Source organism: Falsiruegeria sp. JB4-1 (genome assembly GCF_055693495.1).
In genome coordinates this window covers 1,965,023-1,989,520 of record NZ_JBVFTZ010000001.1, presented here as the reverse complement: position 1 = coordinate 1,989,520, position 24,498 = coordinate 1,965,023, and the positions used below count along the sequence as shown (strand labels likewise).

The following is a 24,498-nucleotide window of genomic DNA, read 5'->3' as shown; positions in this document are numbered from 1 at the left end:
TGCGCGCACTTTGTATTCACAATTCCAGTTCACTGACCTTGCATCAACTTCGCCTGGCTTTCGGCGTAGCTGACAAAAGCGTCCGCGATACCCTGAGCCGCCAGTTCCAACAAGCGCGCGCCATCTTCGGGATTGGCCAAAGCGGAATGCGATCCTACCCGGCCATCAGGGAACATGGCGCGATGTTCGTCCGGGGGCCCGTGTTTGTCACCCTTATGAGCGTTGATGTATTCGGCACTCAGGGCTTGGGGCGGATCTTCGGCCCCGTTTGACGGCAGCACTCCAATGAGTGCTTGAGTGATGGCAACTTCCGAGGGGGTTGCGTGCATACCTTCCCACGACCCATAGAGGTCCTGTCGCAACGCGTTGACGGCCTTGGGCTCCCACCAGCTCAGCAAGGTAAGGGCGTTGTGGGGCAGTTCCTGGCCAATGTCCCGTAGCGGCGCGATGTTTGCTCCATGACCGTTCACGATAAACACCCCGCGAAACCCTTGCGCCAACAATCCCCGGATCACCTCGCGAGCGTGGGCCGCAAACACCGGCTCTGATACCGACACGGTTCCTGGGAAGCTCGTATTGAATGGCGCAGGCGTATAGGCCAGCACCGGTGCAACAACGGCATCACACAAAGCAGCTGCCCTTTGCGCCACCGCTTCTGCACAGATCGTGTCTGTCCCGATCCGCCCCATCGGTCCGTGTTGTTCGGTGGAGCCGACGGGAAGCATGACGCAAGCACCTTGCCTGATGCGATCATCCACTTCGGGCCATGTCATATCTGAAAGTTGCATGGCTTTTGATCCCCTCTGCGCTCTTTCCGTTTTCATCTATGCATACTACGCTTCGCGCATGGAAGACTCAGCCCCATCAACACCTCTTGCACCGACATTGGACCAAACGGTCGGTGCCGCAGTCAAACATCACCGTATTCTTGCGGGACTTACCTTGGCGGAGCTGTCTCGCGTCGCACAGGTCTCGACTGCGATGATCTCGAAGATTGAACGCGGGCAGGTTTCCGCCTCTTTGTCGACACTGGACGCACTGGCGACAGGCATCGATGTACCGTTGATCAACTTCTTTGCGGGCACAGTACGCTGGTCTGACATGTCCTTTGTCAAAGCAGGCGAAGGGATCACGGTACAACGTCTAGGCAGCGATTTTGGACATGTTTACAAAATGATAGGCCGGGCCAGTGCCGACCATGTAAGCTTTGAAAGCTTCGATGTGACACTGGAACGGCCCTTATCCTCGCGCCCGGTTTACTTGCATCGTGGGGTCGAGTTTATTCACATGACCGAAGGTGAAATGGTCTATCGCTGCGGCGATGCGAAATATCACATGCGCCCCGGCGACAGTTTGTCGTTTGACAGCAACAGCGCACATTGCCCGGACGAATTGCTCACCGACGTCGTGCGGTTCATTACCGTAGTCGCAAAGGCCGAAACCGGATCGGGGTCATAAAAAAGGGCGCCCAAATAGCGCCCTTTTCAATTCGGTTTCAATCAGCGGTTACAACCCCCATTTGGCCTTGGTGGTTTCAAAGAACCCCTGCGCCTGTTTCACCTTGACCCAATTGTTCACGTAATTGATCCAGACCTGATCGGCTTGCGGCAACAGCATGGCAATTGGTGAAGGGGAGCGCGCTTCGGCGCCGCTGACGCGCACAACCGGGAATTTCTGTTCCAAGGTCGATCCTTCGATATTCGAGGTGATAAAAACGTCAGCCCGGCCAGCCAGAACTTCCTGGAAACCGCGAGCTGGAGCTTCAACCACCTTGATGTCCGCATTCGGGAACCATTCGCGTACGCGCTTTTCGAAGGTGGTACCGAGTGTCGTAGCGACTTTCACGTCTGGTTGGTTGATCGAGTCATACCCGTCGAATTTGTCGGCCTTATCTTTGAGTGTATAGGGATACAACTCCACCGAAATGTAGCTTTCAGAAAAACCGGCAACTTTCATCCGGGGCGGCGAGATCGAGGCCGAGCCGGTCATGTGGTACTTACCCGCGACCACGCCATTCACCAGTGTTTTCCAGTCTGTCGGAACAAACTCAACCTCCACTCCCAGGTCAGCAGCCAGTTGGTTCATCACGTCAATGTCGAACCCCTTGTAGCTGTTGGTAGCCGGGTCGCGCAGGGTCATTGGGTTCCAGTCGCCGGTCGTGCCCACCTTGAGGACTCCGCCATCCAGAATTTCGTTCAATGCCGATTGCGCCTGCGCGGCGCCGGATAGGGCCAGGCTGACAGCCGCAACTGCAGCGGCCTTAAGAAGGTTTTTCATGAGATTCTCCCGTTGGTGGCTTTTCTTGTGGGTATCATAACCCGATTGCTGCTTGATTTAAGGCAAAGATAACTCTTAGTCTCAAGAAAAAATTTTCCCCCAGGAAAATTAACCCCAGGGAGAGTGCGATGTCGGAAACTGCAATCGAGCTTGTTGGAGTCAACAAATGGTATGGCACGTTCCATGTGCTCAAGGACATCAACCTGACGGTTGGATCCGGTCAAAAAGTTGTGATCTGCGGCCCCTCAGGTTCGGGAAAATCCACAGTCGTCAGATGCATTAACCGATTGGAAGAACACCAAAAAGGTCAGATTCTGGTGGACGGCACCGAGCTGACGAATGACGCCGCATCCGTCAACCGAATCCGGTCCGAGGTTGGCATGGTGTTTCAGCAGTTCAACCTCTTTCCGCACCTCACTGTATTAGACAATTTGACCCTTGGTCCGATCAAGGCACGCGGCATGACCAAAAAAGAGGCAGAAGAGCGCGCGCGCCACTATCTTGAGCGGGTTCACATCCCCGATCAGGCCGAAAAACGACCCGGTCAGCTGTCTGGAGGGCAACAGCAACGCGTGGCGATTGCACGATCCTTGTGCATGGAGCCGAAGGTTTTGCTTTTTGACGAGCCCACATCCGCGCTGGATCCGGAAATGATTTCCGAGGTTCTGGATGTAATGGTCGATCTTGCCAACGAAGGCATGACCATGGTGGTGGTGACCCATGAGATGGGTTTTGCCCGCAAGGTGGCGGACAACATGATTTTCATGGACGCGGGCGAGATTGTCGAACAAGGCCCGCCCGAAGAGTTCTTTGGCGCGCCCAGGTCCGAGCGGTGCCAAAAATTCCTCAGCCAGATCCTGCAACATTAAGAATGGGGCGTACCATGAAGAAGATACTTGCATTTTCCCTGCCCCTGTTGATCCTTTCCGGATGCGGGAGCTCTTCGACCTGGGGCTGGTATGTAATCGACCCGCGCACCAATACGGGCTGGATTAACATCAAATTTCTGATCTCGGGTATGGGTGACACCATCCTGATTTCGGTCATCGCGGCGGTCATCTCGATTGCGCTTGGTCTACTAGTGGCACTGCCCGCCCTGTCGAACCGCTGGCCCATTCGCATGATCAACCGGGTCTATGTGGAATTCGTTCGCTCGATCCCGCTGTTGCCCATGCTGTTCTGGGTGTTCTACGGGCTGCCGATTGTCTTTCAGTCGATGGGCCTGAACATCCCCATTGATCCCTTCTGGGGCGCGATCATCACATTGGCGATCTCGGACAGTGCCTTTACAGCCGAAATTTACCGCGCGGGTATCCAGTCCATTCCCAAGGGCCAGAGCGAGGCAGCGCAAACGATCGGCCTCACCTACGGACAGTCGATGCGCTATGTGATCCTGCCGCAAGCGATCCGCCGCATTCTGCCTCCCTTGGCGAACCAGTTCATTTATATCGTGAAGATGAGCGCCTTTGCCTCTGTCATCGGCATGCAAGAACTGACACGCCGCGCCAATGAGCTGGTGGTGACGGAATACCGCCCGTTGGAAATCTATACCCTGCTGATCCTGGAATATCTGGTGCTGGTGCTGATCATCAGTGCAGGTGTGCGCTGGCTGGAGCGGCGCATGGGGGCGGACGAACGTTGAATTAGGAGAGCAGACAGATGGACTGGAACGCATTCATGGCCGAGATCGAGGGTGATATCGGCACCTATGCCAAGGAAATACCCGAAACGATGAAAGGGTTCGGCACCATGGGGGCTGCGGCCAAGAAAAGTGGTGCTTTGGATGAAAAAACAAAAGAAATCATGGCACTTGGCATCGCAATCGCTACCCGTTGCGACAGCTGCATCGGTTTTCACGTGCGGTCCCTGGTGCGCCTTGGCCTGACGCGGGAAGAGATGTGCGAGGCCCTGGCGATGGCAACTTATATGGGCGGTGGACCGTCGCTGGCCTATTCGGCCAAGGCGCTCAAGGCATACGACACATTTTCCGCAGAGACCTTGAGGGCCTAGTAAAGGGAGGCTCCCGTCCGTCGTCGATGTTTCTGAAGAAACACCTCCTCCCGTTGGGCCGGGCCTCGCTCCGCTCGGCGGTTGGTTTGAGTCGAGACCGAGGTCTCTGCAAGCCACCGGCATCTTTAGTCAGAATGGACATCACCAAGAAAGACCAAGCCGTGCGAAACGTGGCGCTCAGCCCAAGGCCGATAGTGGTGCCGACGCAGTCAGGACCGCACGGGCATGGGAGTCCGCCCGGGACGGCCCGTAGCGTATGATCTGAAACAGCTCAGGCCCAAGTACCCGACAACGTCTCTTCAGGGCATTGCCCCACTTCACGCGATGGTTTTGCGAAGATGCTTGCGATATCGGGATGTTCTTCGAGTATTTCTGTTACGCCTGGCACAAGATGTGCATCAAACCGGCCGCTGTTCCAGACCGCAATCCCATCCAGACGAATCGTCGGGTCTAACACGTTCAACGAAATCTCACCCGGCGCATAGCTGCCGCAAGTGTGGGCATGCAAAAGGCGAGGATTGCCAAAAGCAGCCCCGCTCCATCTGGCAAAGTCTTCAGCCACCGGCCGGTCATAGCTGCACCCGGGGTGGATACCTGCATGCCAGGAATGGATACACCAGGGATCAATGCCATAGCGCGCCGAGACCCAATCATAATGGTGTCGTGCGACCGAAACATCCCTATCGCCCCCATCCAACGCCGTGATCCGACCCTGATGTACGGTGAAGGTCACCGGGGTTTCCAGAGCGCGGGCATAGGGCTCGTAAAACCGCGATCCCGTCCCGACAAGAAACCCATGTTGCACCACTTGCCCGCTGAAATTGCTCGCAGGCACTGGCGCGAACACGGACATCGGAAAGCGCGTCACGGCCACATCCGCGATCTGGGTCGAGAACTTGGCTCCATCGCCGCGGAAATCAGTCCCCAAAGGACAGGTTACATGGATATCCTCGGCCCGCGCCACCATGCGGTTGACCGCATCCTTGATCGCAACAAACCCATGATAATGCGCCTGCCCGAAGCCGGACGCCAGCATGCCCGCATCCAACGCATAGCTCATGATCGGGCGGATCCCGACCATGTCTGCATTGAACCGTATCTGATCACCAAATCTCGCAAGAAACAGGGACCGCGTAGCGCCCTTCATTTGTGCCACAAGGTTGTCGCTTGGAGTGGCCCCCTCTGGGCTGAATGGCACCTCTTGGGTTGCGACCTCTATCCCCAAATCTCGGGCGCGCTCTAAAACAGCGTCAAGAATATCAACGTGGTAATAGGTCTCCTCCGCCCCTTCGTGCAGCACCAGCAACCGATCCCCCGGGGCCAGCCCCGCGCAGGTCAGCAGCAGATTATCCGCACCCTTTTGCAGATCCGTATTCATGTCCAAAATCCCGATTGGCAAGCGGGGCTCTCGCCCTGTTGGCTGCCTCACATCTACGTGAGTTACAAATCTCGCGCCAGAAAAATTTTACTCACAGTAGAATTTTCTACTGACCTAAGTAACCACACCTGCGATAAGCTGCCCCAAACCTTCCATTTGACGGAGACCAAGATGAGCGCATGGATTCTGCATGATCGAAGATGCAGAGGCTGATGGGCGGCTGAAAGAGTTGCTGGACAAGGCCCGCACACCCCACGGTACAGTGGATACGGTGATGCGCGTACATTCCCTGCGCCCGGAAACGATGAATGGTCACGTCACGCTCTATCGTTCGGTCCTTCATTCGGATGACAACACGCTGCCGTTTTGGTTTCTTGAGGTGATCGCCAGCTATACGTCGATCCTGAATGATTGCACCTATTCGCTAACGCATCACTTCATGAACGTGCGCAATCTGCTGCGTGACCAGCCCCGCAGTGATCGAATTTTTCTTGCCTTGAAAGCGCATCGTCCTGAGGATGAGTTCCAAGGCAAGCAGCTTGCCCTGCTGCGCTATGCGGGCAAGTTGACCACGGATGTAGGCAAGATGACAAAATCCGACTTCGAGGCGCTCAAGATTGCAGGCGCCAGTGACGAGGAAATCCTCGAGGTCAATCAGGTCTGCGCCTATTTCAACTATTCCAACCGGCTGCTGAATGGGTTGGGTGCAACGACCGAAAACGACGTTATCGGATATTACAAAGGCGACGATTGAAGCTGACTTGCCCGTCAGCTCATCTTGGCGGGCAAGGTTGCGTAGCCCCGAAACCGGATGCGCCCGCCGGGAACGCGTCCATCGAGCAACTGAAAATCGGGAAATCGCTCTAGCAGCCGTCCGATGCCTATACGTCCTTCCATCCGCGCGAGGGTCAGACCCACGCAGACATGTGGACCGCCTGCAAAGGCAAGATGTCGGTTGGGTTTGCGCGCGATGTCAAAACGGGTCGGTTCATCAAAAACTGCGGGATCCCGGTTGGCTGCACCGATGCAGAGGTGCAAGTTGGTTCCCACGGGAATGGTTTGGCCGTTCAGGTCAATTTCGGCGGTGGTTTCACGGTTGCCGAATTGGTTAGGTGAGCGGACGCGCAGAACCTCTTCAATTGCGGGGTTCAACAACGTAGGGTCGTCCATCAGTCGCTGGCGTTGATCCGGGTGATCGTTAAGCAGCGCCAGACCGTTTCCGATCAGGTTCGTGGTCGTTTCATGGCCTGCGTTCAGGATGAAGATGCAATTCTGCAAAAGCTCTATTTCAGACAATTGCCCATCCGCGCCTTCTCCGGTGATCAGTCGGGTCAACACGTCTGTCTCGATGTCACCCGGAGACATCCGCCTGCGGGCGACCAGATCTTCGAGGTAGGCTTTGAACTCCTCAACTGCTTTGTGCCCTGTCGCCAGCTGCTCGTTGGTCAGCGACGGTTCCAAAGCACCAAGGATCGCAAGAGACCAATCCCTCAGCGGACCGCGTTCTTCTATTGGGACGTCGAGCAGATTGCCGATGATCTGGATAGGAATGGTGGAGGCAAAATCCTCGATCAGATCCACCTCTCTCTTGTCTGCCAACCCATCCAACAGATGGTCGACAGTGCTGATCAGTCCCGGTTCCATCTTGGCAATCGCACGGGGGGTCAAGGCAGAGGTCATGATCTTTCGAACACGGGTGTGGAGTGGCGGGTCGGAAAACACCAGCGAGGTTGTGTGATGTTCGAACAGCGGAGAGCCGATGCCGAACTTGGGACCAAAAGCGGCCTTTTTGTCCGACGAGTAGAGCTTGGTATCGCGATAGATCCGGTCCAGATCCTTATGTCGGCTGAGTAAGATCGAGCCGTCCGGCTGTGGCAATACAGGCGAATGGGCCAAAAGCGCGTCGTAGAATGGGAATGGGTCTTCCAAAAACCCAGGCGGTGGATTGGTTAGGTCCAGCGAGATCACGGCCTCAGGTGGCAAAACTCTTGTCATCAATCCTCTCCCTCTCGTGACTGTATGCATAGGCCAAAAAATTAACCGACCGCAAGGTCAGGAAAATCGCAAATTGAACGAGGGTCTGCTTAACAGCCCGAAGGAGCTCCCGCCCGTCGTCAATTTTTCTGACGAAAAACCTCCTCCCGTTGGGCCCGGCCTCGCTACGCTCGGCGGTCGGTTCATTCCGATAGCAAGGCGATCATGGTGTCGACCTCACCAGACACAACACACGCAACCGCTCCGAACCCAAGGCGAGACGCCCAGCCCAAAGCCGCTGATGGCGCTGACGCAGTCAGGATCGTTCGAGTACGGGAGCGCCCCGTTTTCCGAAGCAACCACCAAGTGGGGATTTTTCTGTCGTGGAATTATTGCGTCGATTATGATCAACGCAGGGTTCATTCCAACGCGCCACCAACCCAAATCCCGTCGCAAGCAATTAGGACACACTCATGTCAGACCCGGTGTCATCAATCCGTAACCTTGGTCCTGCATTCGAAGAGAGCTGCACGCGCGCTGGTATCAATTCGGCGCAAGAGTTGCGGGACATAGGGGCTGATGACGCTTATGGTCGCTTGCTCCAATCGGGCAGCAAACCGCATTTCATTGGATACTACGTGCTTGTGATGGCGCTGCAGGGTCGGCCCTGGAACGACTGCAAGGGCGAAGAGAAAAAGCCCTGCGCGTGCAGTTTGACGCAATTGTCGCGGCGTCTTACGACAAGGGCCGCTCCGATTTCGAAGCGGCCCTTGATGCGATCGGTGTGATCGAAAAGCGAGGCTAGCTGGACATCCCGGCTGCCATCCCTCGGGGTTTAGCCAACCAGCTCAAGACCCGAGAAGAAGTATGCGATTTCAACAGCCGCAGTTTCAGGAGCATCCGAACCGTGGACCGAGTTTTCGCCAACCGATTCAGCGAACTCGGCACGGATGGTGCCGACGGCTGCGTCTGCGGGGTTGGTTGCACCCATCACTTCGCGGTTCTTTGCGATGGCGCCTTCGCCTTCGAGAACCTGAGCAACGATCGGAGCCGACGCCATGAATTCGCACAGTTCGTCGTAGAAGGGGCGCTCTTTGTGCACGGCATAGAACTCACCCGCCTGCGCTTTGGTCAGGTGGATGCGCTTTTGTGCGACAACGCGCAGGCCAGCTTCTTCGAACTTGGCGTTGATTGCGCCGGTCAGGTTGCGGCGGGTTGCATCAGGTTTGATGATCGAAAAGGTGCGTTCCAGTGCCATGTTGGCTTCTCCTTGCTCTGGCGCGGGTGCGCCGAAATATGCTGCGCGCCGCGTAACATGGTCTGACGCGCAAGAAAAGTGCCTTGTTGGGGGTGTCAGGGCTTTGTAGCCTCAAGCAGCGTCCGGCAATGGCTCGACCCGGTCGACCCAACGGACATACATCACCGCCAAAAGGCCCAAGCCGCTGGCCACCGTCATCATCGATAACACAAAATAAGGCGCGTTTGCTTCGCTCACGAACCCGCCTGTTGCCATCGTGAGCACCGCGCCCAATGCCACTGTCATTGCCCCCGAAAGACCCGACGCACTGCCCGCCAGTTTCGGGCGCACAGACATCAACCCAACAGTTGCATTGGCCACCGTCAGCCCATTGCCAAAGCCCACAAAGATCGCAGAGCCAAAGAACACCCAGACCGACCCGGCCCCGCTGAAGAACAACACCAAGCCTATCAACGGGCCAACAGTTGCCACAACGCGCCCAATCAGGATCATGGTGGTTAATTTCGTGCGCTCAGCCAGTCGAGCTGTCACAAAGTTACCGGCCATGAAACCACCGGTGATGATCCCGATCCCCAACCCCAACATCGCCGGGCTCAGATCAAACCATGTCGCCGCCACAAGGGGGGCGCCCGTGATGAACGCATAGAACCCGCCGATGGAAAACGCTGCGCACAGGGCATGGCCCCAGAACCGGCGCGACGCAAAAAGATGCGGATACTGCCGGAATTGCGTGCCCAAGGTGGCGGACGGCTCGGTGTTGGTTTCCCCCAAATCACCCCAAAGCAACGCAAGCATCCCAAATCCCATCACCGCAAAAAGCACAAATCCTGATCGCCAGCCAAACGCCATATCCAACGCCCCGCCCAACATCGGGCCAAGCATCGGTGCCAGCGCCATGGTCATTGTGACATAGCCCAGCTTGCTTGCCGCCTCGTTGGGGGGATGCATATCCCGGATCACCGCACGCGAAATCACCTGTCCCGCAACCACTGCCCCTTGCAGCATGCGCCAGCCCAGAAACACCCAGACGTTTTCCGCCAGAACACACCCGACCGAGGCCAGTACAAAAATCGCCATCGACATCAGCAAAAGCGGTCGCCGCCCATACCGGTCCGACAACGGCCCCATGATAAGTTGCAAGATCCCCGATACGATCAGATATCCCGCAATAGAGAGGTTGATGATCGCATAGTCAGTCTCAAAATCCCGAGCCATCTGCGTCAGCGACGGTAGGAACATGTTCAGCGACACTACTGCCACAGCCGATGCCAGGATCAGCGTCACGATGTGCGGAGGGCTTTTTGCAGGTCGCATTGTCTTGCAGGCTTTCCGATTGGGCTCTCACGACGGCTATCACCCAGAGATTGAACTGACCACCCTGCCCGTTTGCTTACCCGCTAGCGGCCCATTCAACCCTCTGTTATGAGCGGCATATGTTACGAATTCAGGATATCGTCTATGCGGTCGAAGGCCGTCCCTTGTTCGACGGCGCCAGCGCCACCATTCCCGATGGGCACAAGGTGGGGCTAGTGGGCCGCAATGGCACTGGCAAGACCACCCTCTTTCGCCTGATCCGGGGGGAACTGGCGCTGGAATCGGGCGATATCGCCCTGCCCAAACGCGCCCGTATCGGCGGTGTCGCGCAAGAGGCACCGGCATCAGACGTCTCTCTGGTCGAAACGGTTCTGGCCGCCGACACCGAGCGCACTGAACTGATGGCTGAGGCAGACACCGCGCAAGACCCGGCCCGCATCGCTGAAATCCAGACCCGTCTGGCGGACATCGACGCCTGGTCGGCCGAGGCGCGGGCATCATCCATCCTCAAGGGGCTTGGGTTTGACGACGAGGACCAAAAACGACCCTGCGCCGATTTCTCGGGTGGGTGGCGGATGCGGGTAGCTTTGGCCGCAGTGCTGTTCTCGCAGCCCGACTTGCTGCTCTTGGACGAGCCGACCAACTATCTCGACCTCGAAGGGGCGTTGTGGCTGGAAAGTTACCTGGCGAAATACCCGCACACGGTGATCATCATCAGCCACGACCGGGGTCTGCTGAACCGGGCCGTGGGGGCGATCCTGCACTTAGAGGATCGCAAGCTGACGCTTTATCAGGGCCCTTACGACCAGTTCGCCCGCCAACGCGCCGAAAAACTGGCCCAGGCCGAGGCGATGGCCAAGAAACAGGACGCTAGGCGCGCGCATCTGCAATCTTATGTGGATCGCTTCCGGTACAAGGCAGACAAGGCGAAACAGGCGCAATCCCGGCTCAAGGCATTGGCGCGGATGCAGCCGATCTCTAGCCCGCAAGAGGCAGCACTGCGCAGTTTCACCTTTCCCAATCCAGAAGAACTGTCTCCTCCGATCATCAACCTTGAGGGCGGCGTGACGGGTTATGGCGAGGTCGAGGTGCTGCGCAAACTGAACCTGCGTATTGATCAAGACGACCGGATTGCTCTGCTGGGCAAGAACGGCCAAGGCAAATCGACCCTGTCCAAACTGCTGTCCGACCGCCTGCCTCTGATGGCGGGCAAAATGACCAAATCGTCGAAACTGCGCATCGGGTTCTTTGCCCAGCATCAGGTTGATGAACTGTACGTGGATGAAACCCCACTTGATCACCTGCGTCGCCTGCGGCCCGCTGAGACCCCTGCAAAATGGCGCGCGCGTTTAGCGGGTTTTGGGTTGAACGCGGATCAAGCCGACACCGTTGTGGGGCGTCTTTCGGGCGGCCAAAAGGCACGGCTTAGCCTGCTAATTGCCACCATCGACGCACCGCACATGCTGATCCTTGACGAACCTACCAACCACCTGGACATCGAAAGCCGCGAGGCTTTAGTCGAGGCGCTGACGCAGTATTCCGGCGCGGTGATCCTGGTCACCCACGACATGCACCTGCTGAGTCTGGTGGCGGATCGGCTGTGGTTGGTGTCGGATGGCACGGTCAAACCCTTTGACGACGATCTGGAGGCCTATCGTTCGCTTCTGCTGGCCCGTGACAAACCCAAGGCCAAGGCTGAAAAGCCCAAGCCCAAACGCCCGTCCCGCGATGCGATCCTGGCCCTGCGTGCCGAAGTGCGCAAATGTGAAGAACGAGTCGAAAAGCTGACCGACATGCACGACAAACTGTCGGCCAAGCTGGCTGATCCTGCGCTTTATGACGATGAGAAGATCAACGATCTGGAAACCTGGAACCGCAAGTTCGCCGAGGTGGTGGATGCGATGGACCGGGCTGAAACGCTCTGGGTGGCCGCACAGGAAAAACTGGATGCAGCGGAGACCGCGCAATGACGCCCCCGTTAAGGACACAAACGCCATGATCGCCGGGATGGAACCCGTGTTGGTCGAGGGTTCATTTGCCTTTGTCCCCTGGCCCGACGGTAAATCGTGGCCTGACGGAACGCGCGCCAGCTGTGTCGAGGACGAAGGTCTTTCGCTGATCGTCCCCATCGACGCGGCACCTGCCGATGCCGTGGCCATGCGATGCATCACTTTGCAAGTTCACTCCTCGCTCGAAGGGGTCGGATTGACCGCTGCTGTCTCGGCTGGACTGGCCGCAGCAGGCATACCGGCCAATGTGGTTGCCGGTTTTCACCACGATCACGTCTACGTGCCACACGACATGGCGGATCTGGCGATGAGCATCCTGCGCCAACTGCAGAAAGAGGCTGCAACATGATCGACATGGCGTTCCTGATCACCGCTTTTACTACGTTGTTTGTTGTTATTGATCCGCCAGGGCAAGCCCCAATTTTCATGGCGCTGACACAAGATATGGATGCTCGTACCCGTCGCGGCATCGCCATTCGCGCCTGCCTGACGGCCGCTGGAATTCTGGCGATGTTCGCAGCCTTTGGCGAAGCGGTTTTGGGCTTTGTAGGCATCTCCATGCCAGCATTCCGCGTTGCAGGAGGCGTGCTGTTGTTCTTGACTGCGATGGACATGCTGTTCGAACGGCGCACCAAACGTCGTGAAGATCGGGCCGAGGAAGAAGAACATTCCGATCCTTCCGTCTTTCCCCTAGGCATTCCGCTAATCGCGGGTCCCGGTTCTATCGCCACAATGATCCTGCTGGCAGGCCAACATCCCGGCATGCAGGGGCTTACGATGGTGATCGCCGTGATGCTGGCCGTGATGGCGGTGGTTTTGTTGCTCTATCTCATGTCCGGACCGTTGGCGCGGCTTTTGGGCAAGACAGGCCTGAACGTGGTAACCCGTTTGTTGGGAATGTTGCTCGCAGCTCTTTCCGTTCAGTTTATCCTGAGCGGTCTCAAAGACTTTGGGTTTGCCGGTTAAATGACCATATTCATGAGAACCTAAGGATAACGACATGGATCTGGACGCTGACAATGTAGCACGGCTTGGCTATCTGGGGCTTCTGGGAGCCGCGGTACTGATGTGGTTCGTGACCCAAAACCGGGAATCTCTTGGCAAGATCACGCAGCAGGCGTTGGTTTGGGTTTTTATCTTCGTTGGCGTGGTCGCCGTGGTTGGCCTGTGGGATGACATTCGAAACACAACTGCGCCCGCAAGCCGCATGACCACTACAGACAACAGTGTGGTGGTGCCACGTGGGCGCGACGGGCACTATTACCTGCGACTAGAGGTGAACGGTAAACCGGTTGATTTCCTCGTGGACACAGGAGCCAGCCAAATCGTCCTGAGCCAGGAAGATGCCGAGCGTATTGGAGTAGACTTGAACGATCTTAACTACTTCGGGCGTGCGCTTACAGCAAATGGAGAGGTGCGCACTGCCCCGACCAAGCTTGATAACGTGGTTTTAGGACCCTTCAACGATAGCGGGCTGACAGCTTGGGTGAACGAAGGTGAGATGGATCAATCCCTGCTGGGGATGGAATATCTGCAGCGGTTTTCGACCTTGCAGATCAACCCGCAGTCGCTGACGCTAGCGCGATAAAGTCCAAACCCGCTTTCTCAAGCTGCCGGTTTTTCCCACTCCATCAACATAAGGTATGGCATGCTGTCATAGGCCTCCAATCGCTCTGGTGGGCCAGAGTGCGGCCTAGGTTCATCAAAGAACCGCAAGGTCAACCCTAAGGACAGATAAACCGACATGTACCGTGACAGAGGTCGGTGCCAGTTCTGAATGCGCAATCCATCCCATTCCAGCCAGACTTTTTCCTCTGCCAGGTAGCGCCCCAAGGGTCGCAACATCTGACCCGTATCCCGGCAATACCGTTTACCCACCGACGCGCTCGAAGTGGAAAAGCTCGACAAATTGGCAATCAGCAATCGCCCTCCAGGTCGCAACACACGCACCATTTCCGACGCCGCCCGGTCCAGATCGTCGATGTCGATCAAGGACAGGTACGACACCACCAGATCAAAGCTCTGATCGTCGCAGGGAAGCGCCTCGGCGAAACCTAGTCGATAGTCGCCGCGGCTATGTCGAGCGCGCGCTTCATGCACCATCTCCTCAACCGGATCGACGCCAACTGTCTGTATGCCTGCCTGATCCAACAACCGACAGAACCGACCCTCACCACAGCCAACGTCCAACGCTCGCTCTGGTTTCGCCTGCTTCACTCGCGCCACCATTGGAGCATCCAGCACGTGCTGCCGCGAGAAATCGCCCGCATCCCCCATGCGTCTGATCCACGCCGGAGCAGACGAAGACCAGCCATTCTCATCTGGATCACGCATCCCGCTACTCCAAAAAACTCAAACCACGCAGCGCAAGTTGACCAAAAGTTTTGTCCCAAGGTCGTGAATTTTTCCTTGAATACAAACGACCACCAAAACGTCAAAGCCGGATGTGTTCTGCGATGACGCGCCTTGCCGAAGGCGAGGCGCCCGGCCCAACTGAGCAAGGGCCCGTCAGGGCATGACGCGAAGGCGGGAGCGCCCCGCCTCCGTGACACTCAGGCCTCGGCCTTCTTTTCCCACCGGCCCGATTCCTCGGACCAGTATTGTGCTTTGCAGCCCGCACCTGTCAGCGCCTTCCACTGGCCGCGTGCCTGTTGCACGGCCTCGGGGTCGGTGCCATCGAACAGGATGCAAACACGATCGAGCGCATCGACCTCCTCTGCTGCCACCTGCGCGCCATCTACAGCCATCACACAGGTAGCGCCATTGGGTGTTTCCGCTTCTGTCGTTAGCAGAACGGGCTGCAGTGCATCATGCGCACCACCGACCAATCCATGCGGCAGGAACGCGTCATCCGGTCCCTGCCACAGTTTTTCGTCCAGCCATTCCAGTCTTTCGGGATCAGCCCCACGAACTGCAATCGTCCAGCCTGCCTGACGCGCCTTACCCAAAAGAACGGGTAAGGTGACCTCCAACGGGTTGCGTGTCAGATGATAGAAATAGGCGGCCCCCATTACATTACTCGAAGTTGTCCTGAACCAGGCGGCTCAGCGCCATCACGCCCCAACCGGTCGCGCCCTTGGGAGCATAGGAAGTGTCCGATTTGACCGAAGCGACGCCCGCAATGTCCAAATGAATCCAGGGCGTGTCTTCTTTGACGAACCGCTGCAGAAACTGCGCCGCGGTGATCGAGCCCGCGGGCCGACCGCCGACGTTCTTCATGTCGGCAATCCGTGATTTCAATTGGTCATCATACGCTTGTCCAAGCGGCATTCGCCAGGCGCCCTCGTTCTCATTATTGGCAGCCTTCAGAAAGGCGTTGCACAACGCATCGTTGTTCGAGAAAACCCCAGCATTTTCATGGCCCAACCCGATGATGATCGCGCCTGTGAGAGTGGCCAGATCAATCATGCCGACTGGCTTGAACCGATCCTGCGCGTACCACATCACATCACAAAGAACCAAACGACCCTCGGCGTCTGTGTTGATGATCTCGACCGTGTCGCCTTTCATCGATTTGACCACATCGCCTGGGCGAGTGGCGTTGCCCGAGGGCATGTTTTCCACCAGCCCGACCAAACCGACCACATTGGCTTTGGCCTTGCGCAAGGCAAGTGCACGCATGGTTCCCGCAACTACACCCGCACCACCCATGTCCATGGTCATGTCTTCCATGCCGCCCGCCGGTTTCAGCGAGATGCCACCGGTGTCAAAGACAACGCCTTTACCGACTAAAGCCAGCGGCGCGGCATCCTTGTCGCCGCCATTCCAATGCATCACCACGACCTTGGACGGGCTGTCCGAGCCCTGCCCGACGCTCAGTAACGTGCGCATGCCCAGTTCGGCCAGTTTGTCTTCGTCGAGCACTTCGACTTTCAGCCCAATTGCCTCCATCTCTTTCAGGCGGTCGGCAAATTCGGTGGTGGTCAGAACATTTGCGGGCTCGTTGACCAGATCTCGGGTCATGTGCACGCCCTCGGCCACAGCGCGCAGCGGGGCATAGGCGGCCTCGACTTCTTCGTGTTTGGTGTGGGCAAATGTTACTGCGCCCGCCGGGTCGGCATCGGCAGACTTGTGTGCGTCAAAGCTGTAGGCGCGCAGGGTGAGGCCCATGGCGACCTCTTGCGCGCGCGTCTGGCTGACAGCCATTAGGGTCAGCGCGGAGGTTCCAATCGCCTTGGCCAAAGCCGCCCCTGCCTCACGGGCCTGCGCTGCATCGGCGCGGCGTGGCAGAACCAAAACATCAAGCGCCTCGGCTGCCATGCCAGCAGGCCAGGCCAGAGAAATCACCTGCCCGGGCTTGGCCTTCTCGAACCGTTCACTTTCAACCAGACGAGCCACCGCGCCCTTGGTCAACCGGTTCGCCCGGCGTGCAGCTGGGTTCAGCTTACCTTCGGGGGGATAATAACGGCCACGCGCCCCTCGGCGGTGGCTATACTGTCCAGGTCAACGGGCTGAAAACGGATTTCGGTCAGGCTGCTCATTTGGGCTCCTCTCAACATGTGGTTAGGCAACAGGTAGCCTGCCCACTGCATCTTGACCAGATAGCAGTTTTCCCCGGCACGCGAATCCATTAAGGTTGCCCGATAATAATTTGGCAGGCTCCTGGGGGATCGCGGTGTCACGATACGACAGATACGTCCTGTCGCAATTTCTGCTGTTCTTCGGCTTTTTTGCACTGATTCTCGTCGCCGTTTTCTGGATTAACCGGGCGGTTGTCCTGTTCGATAAGCTGATCGGCGACGGGCAGTCGGCATTCGTCTTCCTGGAATTCACAGCGCTGACTCTACCGAATCTGATCCGCATGGTGCTGCCCATGGCTGCTTTTGCGGCCTCGGTCTATGTCACCAACCGATTGAACAACGACAGCGAGCTAACCGTAATGCAGGCCACAGGATCCAGCCCGTGGCGGCTGGCCCGCCCTGCCTTGGCCTTTGGACTTATTTCGGCAGGCATGATGAGCATTCTAACCCACGTTCTGCTACCCGCATCCATCAGCCAGCTGGCTGTTCGCGAGGCCGAAGTTGCGCGGAACGTCACAGCGCGGCTGCTCAGCGAAGGGAGCTTTCTACACCCCGCGCCCGGCGTTACGTTCTACATCCGGCAAATCGATACGGATGGAACGCTGAACGATGTCTTTCTTTCCGACCGACGAGATCCGGCACAAACCGTTACGTACACTGGGGCACGCGCCTTTCTTGTCCGCAATGAAGACCGGAGCAACTTGATCATGGTAGACGGTCTGGCGCAGCGACTGGACACCGAAACCAACCAACTGTCGACAACTGTTTTCGCCGACTTTTCCTATGACATCAGCTCACTAATCAAGCAGGATGCCATGCGTGCACGCAATATTCGTGCGATCCCAACAATGGAAATATTCCTGTCGCCGGAACAAATTACCGAGACCGAAGGCTATACCCCCGGTCAACTCGCCGAAGAAGTACACCTAAGGTTTGCCCGCGCCTTGATATGTATTGCCGTCACCTTGATCGGATACTCGGCGCTGATGCTCGGCGGTTTTTCCAGATTTGGCGTCTGGCGACAGGCCCTGATTGCTTTCGTCATGTTGGTGTTTCTCGAGGTTCTGCGCGGTGTGACGTCCGAGCCCGTTTTGGAGAACGCAGATTTGTGGCCACTGATCTATTTGCCGACTCTGATCGGCATAGCCATCGCCTGCTTATTCATGCAGTTTGCCTCGCGACCGCTATCCCTGCTGTTTCGCCGCTCGCCCACGAAGGAGGCCGCAGCATGATTCTGGATCGCTATTTCGCGCGCCGCTTTCTGCAGAGTTTTCTGGTCATCGGATCTGTTTTCCTGACGTTGATCCTGTTGATCGACCTGATTGAGCAACTGCGCCGTTTCGAGGGTGTGGATGTCAGTTTTGGGCAGTTGTTCAGCCTTACCTTGCTGAATGCACCGGCCGCACTGAGTGAGATTCTCCCTCTTCTGATGATCCTGTCTACCATTGTGTTGTTTGTTGGATTGGCCCGAAGTTCAGAACTCGTAGTCACGCGGTCTATAGGCCGATCCGGTATACGTGCTCTAGTGGCGCCGGTCTTTATGGCCTGCATAATCGGTGGATTGGCAGTGACCACATTGAACCCTATCGTTGCGGCCACAGCTGAACGGTATCAGCGCCTTGCTGACACCTACCGAACCGGCGGCCCATCAGTTCTATCGCTCAGTGGCGAAGGACTTTGGTTGCGCCAGGGTGGACAGGATGGGCAGTCCGTTATCCATGCAACCGGGTTTGGTGGTGACGGCATCACACTGTTCGGCGTGACCATTTTGAGCTATGCGAAAGATGGTGGACCGACACGTCAAATCACCGCTGAAAGCGCGCAATTGCAAGATGACACCTGGGTACTCAAGACAGTTAAGATATGGCCTCTGGTTTCGGGCCTGAACCCCGAGGCAAACGCCGAGATTCATGAAACCCTGAAAATCCCAACAACATTGACGCAGGATCGGATCCGCGACAGCCTTGGCCGCCGGGAAAGTATTTCAATCTACGACCTGCCCGATATGATCGGACAACTCAAACAGGCTGGTTTTTCGACCAAGCAACACGAAGTATGGCTTCAAGTTGAGCTGGCTAGACCTCTGTTTTTGATCTCTATGGTTCTGGTCGGTGCTGCCTTTACCATGCGGCATGCCAGATTTGGAGGCACCGGTGTTGCTGTTTTGGCAGCAGTACTTTTGGGTTTTTCACTGTATTTTATTCGCAACTTTGCTCAGATATTAGGTGAAAACGGTCAGATACCCGTGGCGCTGGCGGCGTGGGCCCCACCCATAGCCGCAATCATGCTGACATTTGGTCTGCTCCTGCATGCGGAGGACGGTTGATGCGTTGCCATTTGCTGACTTTGCTACTGACGAGTGTAGCGGTTCTGAGTTCCGTTCAGCCCTCCATGGCGCAACAACAACCGTCCGATCAGACCGAACAAGAAGTACAGCCCGCAGTGCTTGTTGCGGATTCGGTCCTTATTACCCCTGAGCGACAATTGATTGCCGAAGGCAACGTTGAAGCGTTCCAAGGCGACATGCGACTGCGGGCTCGAAAGATCACTTTTGACCGACAAAGCGGCAAGTTGACCATCGAAGGCCCAATCCGGATCGACCAAGGCGGTCAGGCGACTGTTCTGGCCAATTCAGCGGAATTGGACGAAGGGTTGCAAAACGGCTTGCTGTCCGGAGCCCGCTTGGTGTTCGATCAACAATTGCAATTGGCCGCGCTGCAGATGACCCGTGTGGGCGGACGGTATACTCAACTTTACAAAACTGCCGTAACATCCTGTCATGTTTGCGAAAATGGCAAACCACCTCTCTGGCAAATCCGAGCTAAGAAGGTGACCCATGACCAACTTGAACAGCAGCTCTATTTTGAAGAAGCACAGTTTCGCATCCTTGATGTGCCGGTCTTTTACTTTCCGGGCATGCGCCTGCCTGATCCGAACCTGAAACGCGCAACTGGGTTTCTGATCCCCTCGATCCGAACCACGTCGCAATTAGGAACCGGGGTCAAAGTTCCTTACTTCTTCAGATTGGGTGATCATGCCGACCTGACATTGTCACCTTACGTATCGCCCCGGACGACGACCTTGGATTTCCGTTTTCGCCAGGCGTTCAGACGGGGTGGAATTGAGATAGAAGGCGCATTTACTCGTGATGACCTGATCCCAGGCGACGACCGCGGCTACGTTTTTGCGTTTGGTCAATTTGAACTGAACGACGATTTTAAGCTTGAATTCGATGTACAGACCACGTCGGATAACGCCTATCTCGCGGATTATGGACTGCCTGATCTGGACCGTTTGCGCAGCGAAATCGCTCTTACGCAGATCAGACGCGACAGTGCATTCCGTGTCGGCCTCATTCACTATGAAACTTTGCGTGACAGCGAGAACGAGGACGAAATCCCTTCGGATATCCTCGATCTCAACTACGAAAAAAGGATATTCCCAGCGTCGATTGGTGGTGAGATTCGACTTGGTTTCGATGCTCACGCGCACCAGCGGAATTCGGACGCCAACATCATCGGGCGAGATATCGCCCGTGCCACTGCAAACGCAGAATGGCTGCGCAGTTGGACTTTTGCATCAGGTCTAAGAGCAGACTGGACCTTGGGTGCCTCTGTTGATCGGTTCAACGTCTATGACGATGATACATACCCACCGAACGCGACGATCACCACTCCTCGTGCTGCTCTCACCCTGCGGTATCCCATGACCCAGGTAATGGGCGACGGGTCGACGCATTTTCTTGAACCGATCGCGCAAATCGGGTGGTCAAACGTTTCAGGCCCCGAAGTTCCAAACGACGAAAGTGGTTTTGTGGAATTCGATCAGGGCAACCTGCTGGAGTTGTCCCGTTTTCCGGCACCCGACAGGCGTGAAGATGGTGCACGGGCCGTTGTCGGGCTGAATTGGGCGAGATTTGCTCCGAAAGGTTGGCAGGCATCGGCCACGATCGGTCAGGTGTTCCGAGAAACTGCCGACCCTGATTTTTCCAAAACCTCTGGCCTCAGCGGAACGTCGTCGGACATCCTGTTGGCGGGCCAGGTCAAGATGGACAAGGGGCTTGCCCTGACAGCCCGTGGGTTGCTGAACAACTCTTTGAACTTCTCAAAAGCTGAGTTGCGGGGCGATTGGGAAAGCACGCGTACAAAGGTCAGTGGATCTTATCTGTGGTTGGGTCGTGATCCGGCTGAAAACCGCAACCTTGCGGTGTCGGAATTTTGGTTTGATGGCAACTACAAGGTGAACCCCAACTGGACCGCATCCGCAAATCTGCGCTATGATATCGAAGACAGCCGCGCCACCCGCGCCGGTGTCGGACTGGTCTATCAAAATGAATGTGTAACGGTTAATCTTTCGCTCAACAGGCGCTATACCTCTTCGACAAGTGTTGAACCGTCGACGGATTTCGGCTTTAGCATTGCGTTGAACGGGTTCGCGATAGCGAGCGGAAATAAAGAATACAGGCGATCATGCAGCAAATCCTGACCCCTTTGACCCGAACTTTTCGTCGTTGGTCCACATCAGCCTGTGCATTGGCAGCTGCTGGTGTTCTGACGTTCGCGCCACTCCCCGCTGCAACGCAAAGCCTTTTTGCTCCTGCCATTCGCGTGAATCAGGAAGTCATAACTCAATTCGAATTGGAACAACGCGAACGGTTTCTTGAGATTCTGCGGTTTCCCGGCAACCCATCCGAAATTGCCCGAGATGGATTGATCGAAGACCGGCTCCGGCAGCAAGTGATCAAGGAAGCGGGTATCGTCGTCCCTCCTGAGGACATTCAGCAAGGCATTGACCAATTCGCGTCGCAAGGCAACTTGTCCAACGAAGAATTCATCCAGGCGTTGGAAAGCTCGGGCGTCTCTGCCGAAACAGTTCGTGACTTTATCGCGATTCAATTGGCCTGGCGCGACTATGTTCAGGCGCGCTATGTTTCGCAGGCTCGCCCGACCGAGGCCGAGATTGATCGCGCGTTGGGACAAGGCGGCGGAGGTGGAATTCGCGTTTTACTGTCGGAAGTCATTATTCCGGTTACCCCTCAGACCGTCGGTCAGGTCGACGAAGTCGCCAAACAGATCGCGGATCTCAAGACATACGATGATTTTTCGGCCGCGGCCGAGCAGTTTTCTGCGTCCGAGACCCGAAACAACGGCGGGCGCATGAATTGGTTGCCTGTCAGCAACCTCCCACCGGCGCTTCAGCCCGTTATCTTGGGTTTGAATCCAGGGGAAATCACTGACCCGATTGCCTTGCCGAACGCGGTTGCCCTTTTCCAGATGCGTGGCATTCAGGAAATCGTTGGTGGATCCCAACGCTACAGTTCCATAGAATACGCGACCTATTTTTTGCCCGGCGGTCGCAGTGCCGAAGCATTGACAACCGCCGCCGAGATCGGCGCTCGGGTGGATGATTGCGACGACCTTTATGGAATTGCCAAGGGGCAACCCGCAAGCGTTCTGGATCGCGTGACCGCGAAACCGTCCGAGATCCCGCAGGACATCTCGATCGAGTTGGCCAAGCTGGACCAAGGCGAGTTTTCAACGGCTCTGACACGAAACAATGGTCAAACGCTGGTCTTTCTCATGCTTTGCGGCCGCACGACCCAGTTGGCTGAGGATGCGAGCCGCGAAGAAGTTGCAAATTCGCTGACACAACAGCGACTTCGGTCTTTCGCGGAAAGTCTGATTGCGCAGCTCAAGGCTGACGCGATAATCGTCGAGGAGTAATGAAACCCCTCGCGCTCAGTTGCGGTGAACCGTCTGGGATTGGCCCGGAAATTGCCTCAGCTGCCTGGAGCCAACTGAGGCAGGATTGTCCTTTTGTCTGGTTGGGTGATCCCCGCCACTTGCCAAGTACCGTGCCCTATCGGCAGATCGACGATCTTGCACAGGCGCATGACGTCAGCGCCGAAGCCTTACCGGTGCTTGAAGTTTCCTTTGCGGCAAACGCCATCCCCGGCTCGCCAAACCCAAACAACGCGCAAGGTGTGATCACGTCAATCGAGAACGGGCGTCAAACTTGTCATGTCAGGACAGGCATCTGCTCTTTGCACTGCGCCGATCCACAAAAAGGCACTGATTGATGGTGCCAGTTTTGCTTATCCCGGTCACACCGAATTCTTGGCCGCATTGGCAGGAAAAGAACGGGTTGTGATGATGTTGGCCAGTGAACAACTGCGCGTGGTTCCGGCAACCATCCACATCGCTTTGCGGGATGTGCCAGAGGTTCTTTCTCCGGAATTACTGCGCGAGACAATTGCGATCACGGCCAACGGTTTACAGACCCAGTTCGGTATTGCTCATCCCCGCATCGCAGTGGCGGGGTTGAATCCACACGCTGGTGAAGGCGGGGCCATGGGTCGAGAAGAAGGTGACTGGATAGCCGCGTTCATTGCAAAGATGGACCAAGAAGAGCAGTACTCGGTCACTGGACCTCATCCAGCCGATACCCTGTTTCATGCCGCTGCAAGGCGGCGCTATGATGCCGCAGTATGCATGTATCACGATCAGGCGTTGATCCCGATCAAGACGCTGGACTTCGACCGCGGCGTGAACGTAACCCTCGGGTTGCCGTTCATACGAACGTCCCCTGATCATGGCACAGCCTTTGACATTGCCGGGCAAGGTCAAGCCAATCCGACGTCCCTGATCGAAGCCCTGAAAATGGCGCAGCAAATGGCACAATCCGCATAAAGGCCGAAATACGGCCTGTGACCTTGTGAAAGCTCTGGTCTTTTCCCTGCTGCAGGCTCTACATCAGTACTATGAGCGCCATCGATAACCTTCCCCCACTTCGCGAAGTCATCGCGAACCATCAACTGTCTGCCCGCAAATCCTTGGGGCAGAATTTCTTGTTGGATTTGAACCTTACAGCCAAGATTGCGCGTCAGGCCGGTGATCTGACCAACTGCGATGTTCTCGAAATCGGCCCGGGACCAGGTGGACTTACACGTGGGTTGTTGTCCGAAGGTGCGCGCAAAATCCTTGCTCTTGAAAAGGATGCCCGCTGCATGCCAGCGCTTCAAGAGATTGCTGCTGCCTACCCTGACCGGCTGGAAGTCATCAATGGGGATGCTCTCGAAATCAATCCCTTGGCACATCTCACACCACCTGTGCGCATCGCGGCAAACCTTCCCTATAACGTAGGTACCGAGCTTTTGGTGCGGTGGCTAACGCCATCCGAATGGCCTCCGTTCTGGGTCAGCCTGACGCTGATGTTTCAACGTGAGGTGGCCGAACGTATTGTGGCGCAGCCAGGTAGCAAGGCGTATGGGAGGCTGGCCATACTTGCACAGTGGCGTGCCGATGCTCGAATTGCTTTGTCATTGCCCCCGGACGCCTTCACCCCACCCCCAAAAGTATCAAGCGCCGTGGTTCATCTTACAGCTTTGCCTGAACCTCGCTTTCCTGCTGATGCCGCGGTACTCAGCCGCGTCGTAGCCGCTGCGTTCAATCAAAGGCGAAAGATGCTCCGGGCGGCGCTCAAGGGTGTGACCCCGGGAATTGAAGACCACTTGCACGCAGCTGGCATCAAACCCACAGAACGAGCCGAACAAGTTTCGCTCGAAGCTTTCTGCGCACTGGCACGGGAAATTGCCAGGGCCTGACCTTGACCATCAATTGCACCGCGTAAATATCTGCAAAACAAACGGAAATACGCAGAACCTTCTCCACACAAAGTCGTGAATTGCGAGTTACCGGATTTAATGTACCGTTTGTTCCACTATTTAAGGAACCAAATGGTACACCTAGGGAGGTAAGT

Annotated in this window: 22 protein-coding genes and 3 pseudogenes; 16 read left to right on the top strand and 9 right to left on the bottom strand. The window is 56.5% G+C overall.

Annotated features, from left to right (window positions below; all coding sequences use genetic code 11):
- Positions 1-29 precede the first annotated feature (29 nt).
- Entirely contained in the window at positions 30-788 is a 759-nt protein-coding gene (locus tag ACZ1HE_RS10245; RefSeq protein ID WP_472620661.1) for a creatininase family protein, read from the bottom strand.
- Positions 789-885: 97 nt separating this feature from the next.
- Between ACZ1HE_RS10245 and ACZ1HE_RS10240 the strand changes: the two genes are divergently transcribed.
- On the top strand, positions 886-1,458 hold the full coding sequence (locus tag ACZ1HE_RS10240) for a helix-turn-helix domain-containing protein (protein WP_472620660.1): 573 nt from the start codon (positions 886-888) through the stop codon (positions 1,456-1,458).
- Positions 1,459-1,506: 48 nt separating this feature from the next.
- On the opposite strand, the gene ACZ1HE_RS10235 is transcribed toward ACZ1HE_RS10240, so the two are convergent.
- The gene (locus ACZ1HE_RS10235; RefSeq protein ID WP_472620659.1) at positions 1,507-2,277 is read right to left on the bottom strand and encodes a transporter substrate-binding domain-containing protein; all 771 of its coding nucleotides are present in this window, start codon (positions 2,275-2,277) and stop codon (positions 1,507-1,509) included.
- Between the two features lie 128 nt (positions 2,278-2,405).
- On the opposite strand from ACZ1HE_RS10235, the gene ACZ1HE_RS10230 reads away from it, so the two are divergent.
- Genes ACZ1HE_RS10230 through ACZ1HE_RS10220 form a run of 3 tightly spaced genes read left to right on the top strand, consistent with a single transcriptional unit; the run spans position 2,406 to position 4,287 of the window.
- Entirely contained in the window at positions 2,406-3,146 is a 741-nt protein-coding gene (locus ACZ1HE_RS10230) for an amino acid ABC transporter ATP-binding protein (protein WP_472620658.1), read from the top strand.
- Between the two features lie 14 nt (positions 3,147-3,160).
- Entirely contained in the window at positions 3,161-3,919 is a 759-nt protein-coding gene (locus tag ACZ1HE_RS10225; RefSeq protein ID WP_472620657.1) for an amino acid ABC transporter permease, read from the top strand.
- Positions 3,920-3,936: 17 nt separating this feature from the next.
- Positions 3,937-4,287: a carboxymuconolactone decarboxylase family protein gene (locus ACZ1HE_RS10220; RefSeq protein WP_472620656.1), complete on the top strand. Its 351-nt coding sequence runs from the start codon at positions 3,937-3,939 to the stop codon at positions 4,285-4,287.
- Between the two features lie 271 nt (positions 4,288-4,558).
- Here ACZ1HE_RS10220 and ACZ1HE_RS10215 read toward each other — a convergent pair whose 3' ends face one another.
- The gene (locus tag ACZ1HE_RS10215; RefSeq protein ID WP_472620655.1) at positions 4,559-5,665 is read right to left on the bottom strand and encodes a hypothetical protein; all 1,107 of its coding nucleotides are present in this window, start codon (positions 5,663-5,665) and stop codon (positions 4,559-4,561) included.
- 190 nt (positions 5,666-5,855) lie between these two features.
- On the opposite strand from ACZ1HE_RS10215, the gene ACZ1HE_RS10210 reads away from it, so the two are divergent.
- Positions 5,856-6,419 (top strand): carboxymuconolactone decarboxylase family protein, encoded by a 564-nt coding sequence (locus ACZ1HE_RS10210; protein WP_472620654.1) that lies wholly within the window; start codon positions 5,856-5,858, stop codon positions 6,417-6,419.
- A 14-nt stretch (positions 6,420-6,433) separates the two neighbouring features.
- Here ACZ1HE_RS10210 and ACZ1HE_RS10205 read toward each other — a convergent pair whose 3' ends face one another.
- Positions 6,434-7,660 carry a cytochrome P450 gene (locus ACZ1HE_RS10205; protein WP_472620653.1) on the bottom strand — a complete coding sequence of 409 codons (1,227 nt, stop codon included), beginning with the start codon at positions 7,658-7,660 and terminating at the stop codon, positions 6,434-6,436.
- Between the two features lie 452 nt (positions 7,661-8,112).
- Here ACZ1HE_RS10205 and ACZ1HE_RS10200 point away from each other — a divergent pair.
- A pseudogene (locus ACZ1HE_RS10200) lies at positions 8,113-8,444 on the top strand (TfoX/Sxy family protein).
- A 30-nt stretch (positions 8,445-8,474) separates the two neighbouring features.
- On the opposite strand, the gene ndk reads toward ACZ1HE_RS10200, so the two are convergent.
- Positions 8,475-8,897: a nucleoside-diphosphate kinase gene (gene ndk, locus ACZ1HE_RS10195; protein ID WP_472620652.1), complete on the bottom strand. Its 423-nt coding sequence runs from the start codon at positions 8,895-8,897 to the stop codon at positions 8,475-8,477.
- 111 nt (positions 8,898-9,008) lie between these two features.
- Positions 9,009-10,211 carry a multidrug effflux MFS transporter gene (locus tag ACZ1HE_RS10190; RefSeq protein WP_472620651.1) on the bottom strand — a complete coding sequence of 401 codons (1,203 nt, stop codon included), beginning with the start codon at positions 10,209-10,211 and terminating at the stop codon, positions 9,009-9,011.
- A 119-nt stretch (positions 10,212-10,330) separates the two neighbouring features.
- On the opposite strand from ACZ1HE_RS10190, the gene ACZ1HE_RS10185 reads away from it, so the two are divergent.
- From ACZ1HE_RS10185 to ACZ1HE_RS10170, 4 genes are read left to right on the top strand one after another with little or no spacing between them, the layout of a single operon-like run.
- Complete coding sequence (locus tag ACZ1HE_RS10185) at positions 10,331-12,181, top strand: ABC-F family ATP-binding cassette domain-containing protein (RefSeq protein WP_472620650.1); 1,851 nt, start codon at positions 10,331-10,333, stop codon at positions 12,179-12,181.
- Positions 12,159-12,569 (top strand): ACT domain-containing protein, encoded by a 411-nt coding sequence (locus ACZ1HE_RS10180; protein WP_472620649.1) that lies wholly within the window; start codon positions 12,159-12,161, stop codon positions 12,567-12,569. Before ACZ1HE_RS10185 ends, ACZ1HE_RS10180 begins: the two co-directional genes overlap by 23 nt.
- Entirely contained in the window at positions 12,566-13,186 is a 621-nt protein-coding gene (locus ACZ1HE_RS10175) for a MarC family protein (protein ID WP_472620648.1), read from the top strand. The genes ACZ1HE_RS10180 and ACZ1HE_RS10175 overlap by 4 nt, the downstream gene beginning before the upstream one ends.
- Positions 13,187-13,226: 40 nt before the next feature.
- A complete protein-coding gene (locus ACZ1HE_RS10170; protein WP_472624435.1) occupies positions 13,227-13,808 on the top strand; it encodes a retropepsin-like aspartic protease family protein in 582 nt (193 codons plus the stop codon).
- A 17-nt stretch (positions 13,809-13,825) separates the two neighbouring features.
- Here ACZ1HE_RS10170 and ACZ1HE_RS10165 read toward each other — a convergent pair whose 3' ends face one another.
- The 3 genes and pseudogenes from ACZ1HE_RS10165 to ACZ1HE_RS10155 all read right to left on the bottom strand — a co-directional run bounded on the left by ACZ1HE_RS10165 (position 13,826) and on the right by ACZ1HE_RS10155 (position 16,701).
- Positions 13,826-14,554: a class I SAM-dependent methyltransferase gene (locus ACZ1HE_RS10165; protein WP_472620647.1), complete on the bottom strand. Its 729-nt coding sequence runs from the start codon at positions 14,552-14,554 to the stop codon at positions 13,826-13,828.
- 218 nt (positions 14,555-14,772) lie between these two features.
- Positions 14,773-15,231, bottom strand: coding sequence for a DNA polymerase III subunit chi (locus ACZ1HE_RS10160; protein WP_472620646.1), 459 nt, complete (start codon positions 15,229-15,231; stop codon positions 14,773-14,775).
- Positions 15,232-15,235: 4 nt separating this feature from the next.
- Positions 15,236-16,701: pseudogene (locus ACZ1HE_RS10155) on the bottom strand (leucyl aminopeptidase).
- A 134-nt stretch (positions 16,702-16,835) separates the two neighbouring features.
- Between ACZ1HE_RS10155 and lptF the strand changes: the two are divergent.
- From lptF to rsmA, 6 genes and pseudogenes are all read left to right on the top strand, one after another.
- Positions 16,836-17,972 carry an LPS export ABC transporter permease LptF gene (gene lptF / locus ACZ1HE_RS10150; RefSeq protein ID WP_472620645.1) on the top strand — a complete coding sequence of 379 codons (1,137 nt, stop codon included), beginning with the start codon at positions 16,836-16,838 and terminating at the stop codon, positions 17,970-17,972.
- Positions 17,969-19,066: an LPS export ABC transporter permease LptG gene (gene lptG / locus ACZ1HE_RS10145; RefSeq protein ID WP_472620644.1), complete on the top strand. Its 1,098-nt coding sequence runs from the start codon at positions 17,969-17,971 to the stop codon at positions 19,064-19,066. The genes lptF and lptG overlap by 4 nt, the downstream gene beginning before the upstream one ends.
- Positions 19,066-21,225 (top strand): LPS-assembly protein LptD, encoded by a 2,160-nt coding sequence (locus tag ACZ1HE_RS10140; protein WP_472620643.1) that lies wholly within the window; start codon positions 19,066-19,068, stop codon positions 21,223-21,225. The genes lptG and ACZ1HE_RS10140 overlap by 1 nt, the downstream gene beginning before the upstream one ends.
- A 5-nt stretch (positions 21,226-21,230) precedes the next feature.
- The gene (locus ACZ1HE_RS10135) at positions 21,231-22,463 is read left to right on the top strand and encodes a peptidylprolyl isomerase (protein ID WP_472620642.1); all 1,233 of its coding nucleotides are present in this window, start codon (positions 21,231-21,233) and stop codon (positions 22,461-22,463) included.
- Positions 22,463-23,429 (top strand): annotated as a pseudogene (gene pdxA / locus ACZ1HE_RS10130) (4-hydroxythreonine-4-phosphate dehydrogenase PdxA). The gene ACZ1HE_RS10135 and the pseudogene pdxA overlap by 1 nt, the downstream one beginning before the upstream one ends.
- Positions 23,430-23,500: 71 nt before the next feature.
- The gene (rsmA, locus tag ACZ1HE_RS10125; protein WP_472620641.1) at positions 23,501-24,343 is read left to right on the top strand and encodes a 16S rRNA (adenine(1518)-N(6)/adenine(1519)-N(6))-dimethyltransferase RsmA; all 843 of its coding nucleotides are present in this window, start codon (positions 23,501-23,503) and stop codon (positions 24,341-24,343) included.
- Positions 24,344-24,498 lie beyond the last annotated feature (155 nt).

Excerpts from the sequence above, each read along its gene's own strand:
- ACZ1HE_RS10220 (WP_472620656.1), top strand. The coding sequence starts at position 3,937 with ATGGACTGGAACGCATTCATGGCCGAGATCGAGGGTGATATCGGCACC.
- ACZ1HE_RS10175 (WP_472620648.1), top strand. The coding sequence starts at position 12,566 with ATGATCGACATGGCGTTCCTGATCACCGCTTTTACTACGTTGTTTGTT.
- ACZ1HE_RS10215 (WP_472620655.1), bottom strand. The coding sequence starts at position 5,665 with ATGAATACGGATCTGCAAAAGGGTGCGGATAATCTGCTGCTGACCTGC.
- ACZ1HE_RS10165 (WP_472620647.1), bottom strand. The coding sequence starts at position 14,554 with ATGCGTGATCCAGATGAGAATGGCTGGTCTTCGTCTGCTCCGGCGTGG.
- ACZ1HE_RS10235 (WP_472620659.1), bottom strand. The coding sequence starts at position 2,277 with ATGAAAAACCTTCTTAAGGCCGCTGCAGTTGCGGCTGTCAGCCTGGCC.
- ACZ1HE_RS10225 (WP_472620657.1), top strand. The coding sequence starts at position 3,161 with ATGAAGAAGATACTTGCATTTTCCCTGCCCCTGTTGATCCTTTCCGGA.
- ACZ1HE_RS10245 (WP_472620661.1), bottom strand. The coding sequence starts at position 788 with ATGCAACTTTCAGATATGACATGGCCCGAAGTGGATGATCGCATCAGG.
- ACZ1HE_RS10140 (WP_472620643.1), top strand. The coding sequence starts at position 19,066 with ATGCGTTGCCATTTGCTGACTTTGCTACTGACGAGTGTAGCGGTTCTG.
- ndk (WP_472620652.1), bottom strand. The coding sequence starts at position 8,897 with ATGGCACTGGAACGCACCTTTTCGATCATCAAACCTGATGCAACCCGC.
- rsmA (WP_472620641.1), top strand. The coding sequence starts at position 23,501 with ATGAGCGCCATCGATAACCTTCCCCCACTTCGCGAAGTCATCGCGAAC.
- ACZ1HE_RS10180 (WP_472620649.1), top strand. The coding sequence starts at position 12,159 with ATGCAGCGGAGACCGCGCAATGACGCCCCCGTTAAGGACACAAACGCC.
- ACZ1HE_RS10160 (WP_472620646.1), bottom strand. The coding sequence starts at position 15,231 with ATGGGGGCCGCCTATTTCTATCATCTGACACGCAACCCGTTGGAGGTC.
- ACZ1HE_RS10185 (WP_472620650.1), top strand. The coding sequence starts at position 10,331 with ATGTTACGAATTCAGGATATCGTCTATGCGGTCGAAGGCCGTCCCTTG.
- ACZ1HE_RS10205 (WP_472620653.1), bottom strand. The coding sequence starts at position 7,660 with ATGACAAGAGTTTTGCCACCTGAGGCCGTGATCTCGCTGGACCTAACC.
- ACZ1HE_RS10190 (WP_472620651.1), bottom strand. The coding sequence starts at position 10,211 with ATGCGACCTGCAAAAAGCCCTCCGCACATCGTGACGCTGATCCTGGCA.
- lptG (WP_472620644.1), top strand. The coding sequence starts at position 17,969 with ATGATTCTGGATCGCTATTTCGCGCGCCGCTTTCTGCAGAGTTTTCTG.
- ACZ1HE_RS10230 (WP_472620658.1), top strand. The coding sequence starts at position 2,406 with ATGTCGGAAACTGCAATCGAGCTTGTTGGAGTCAACAAATGGTATGGC.
- ACZ1HE_RS10210 (WP_472620654.1), top strand. The coding sequence starts at position 5,856 with ATGATCGAAGATGCAGAGGCTGATGGGCGGCTGAAAGAGTTGCTGGAC.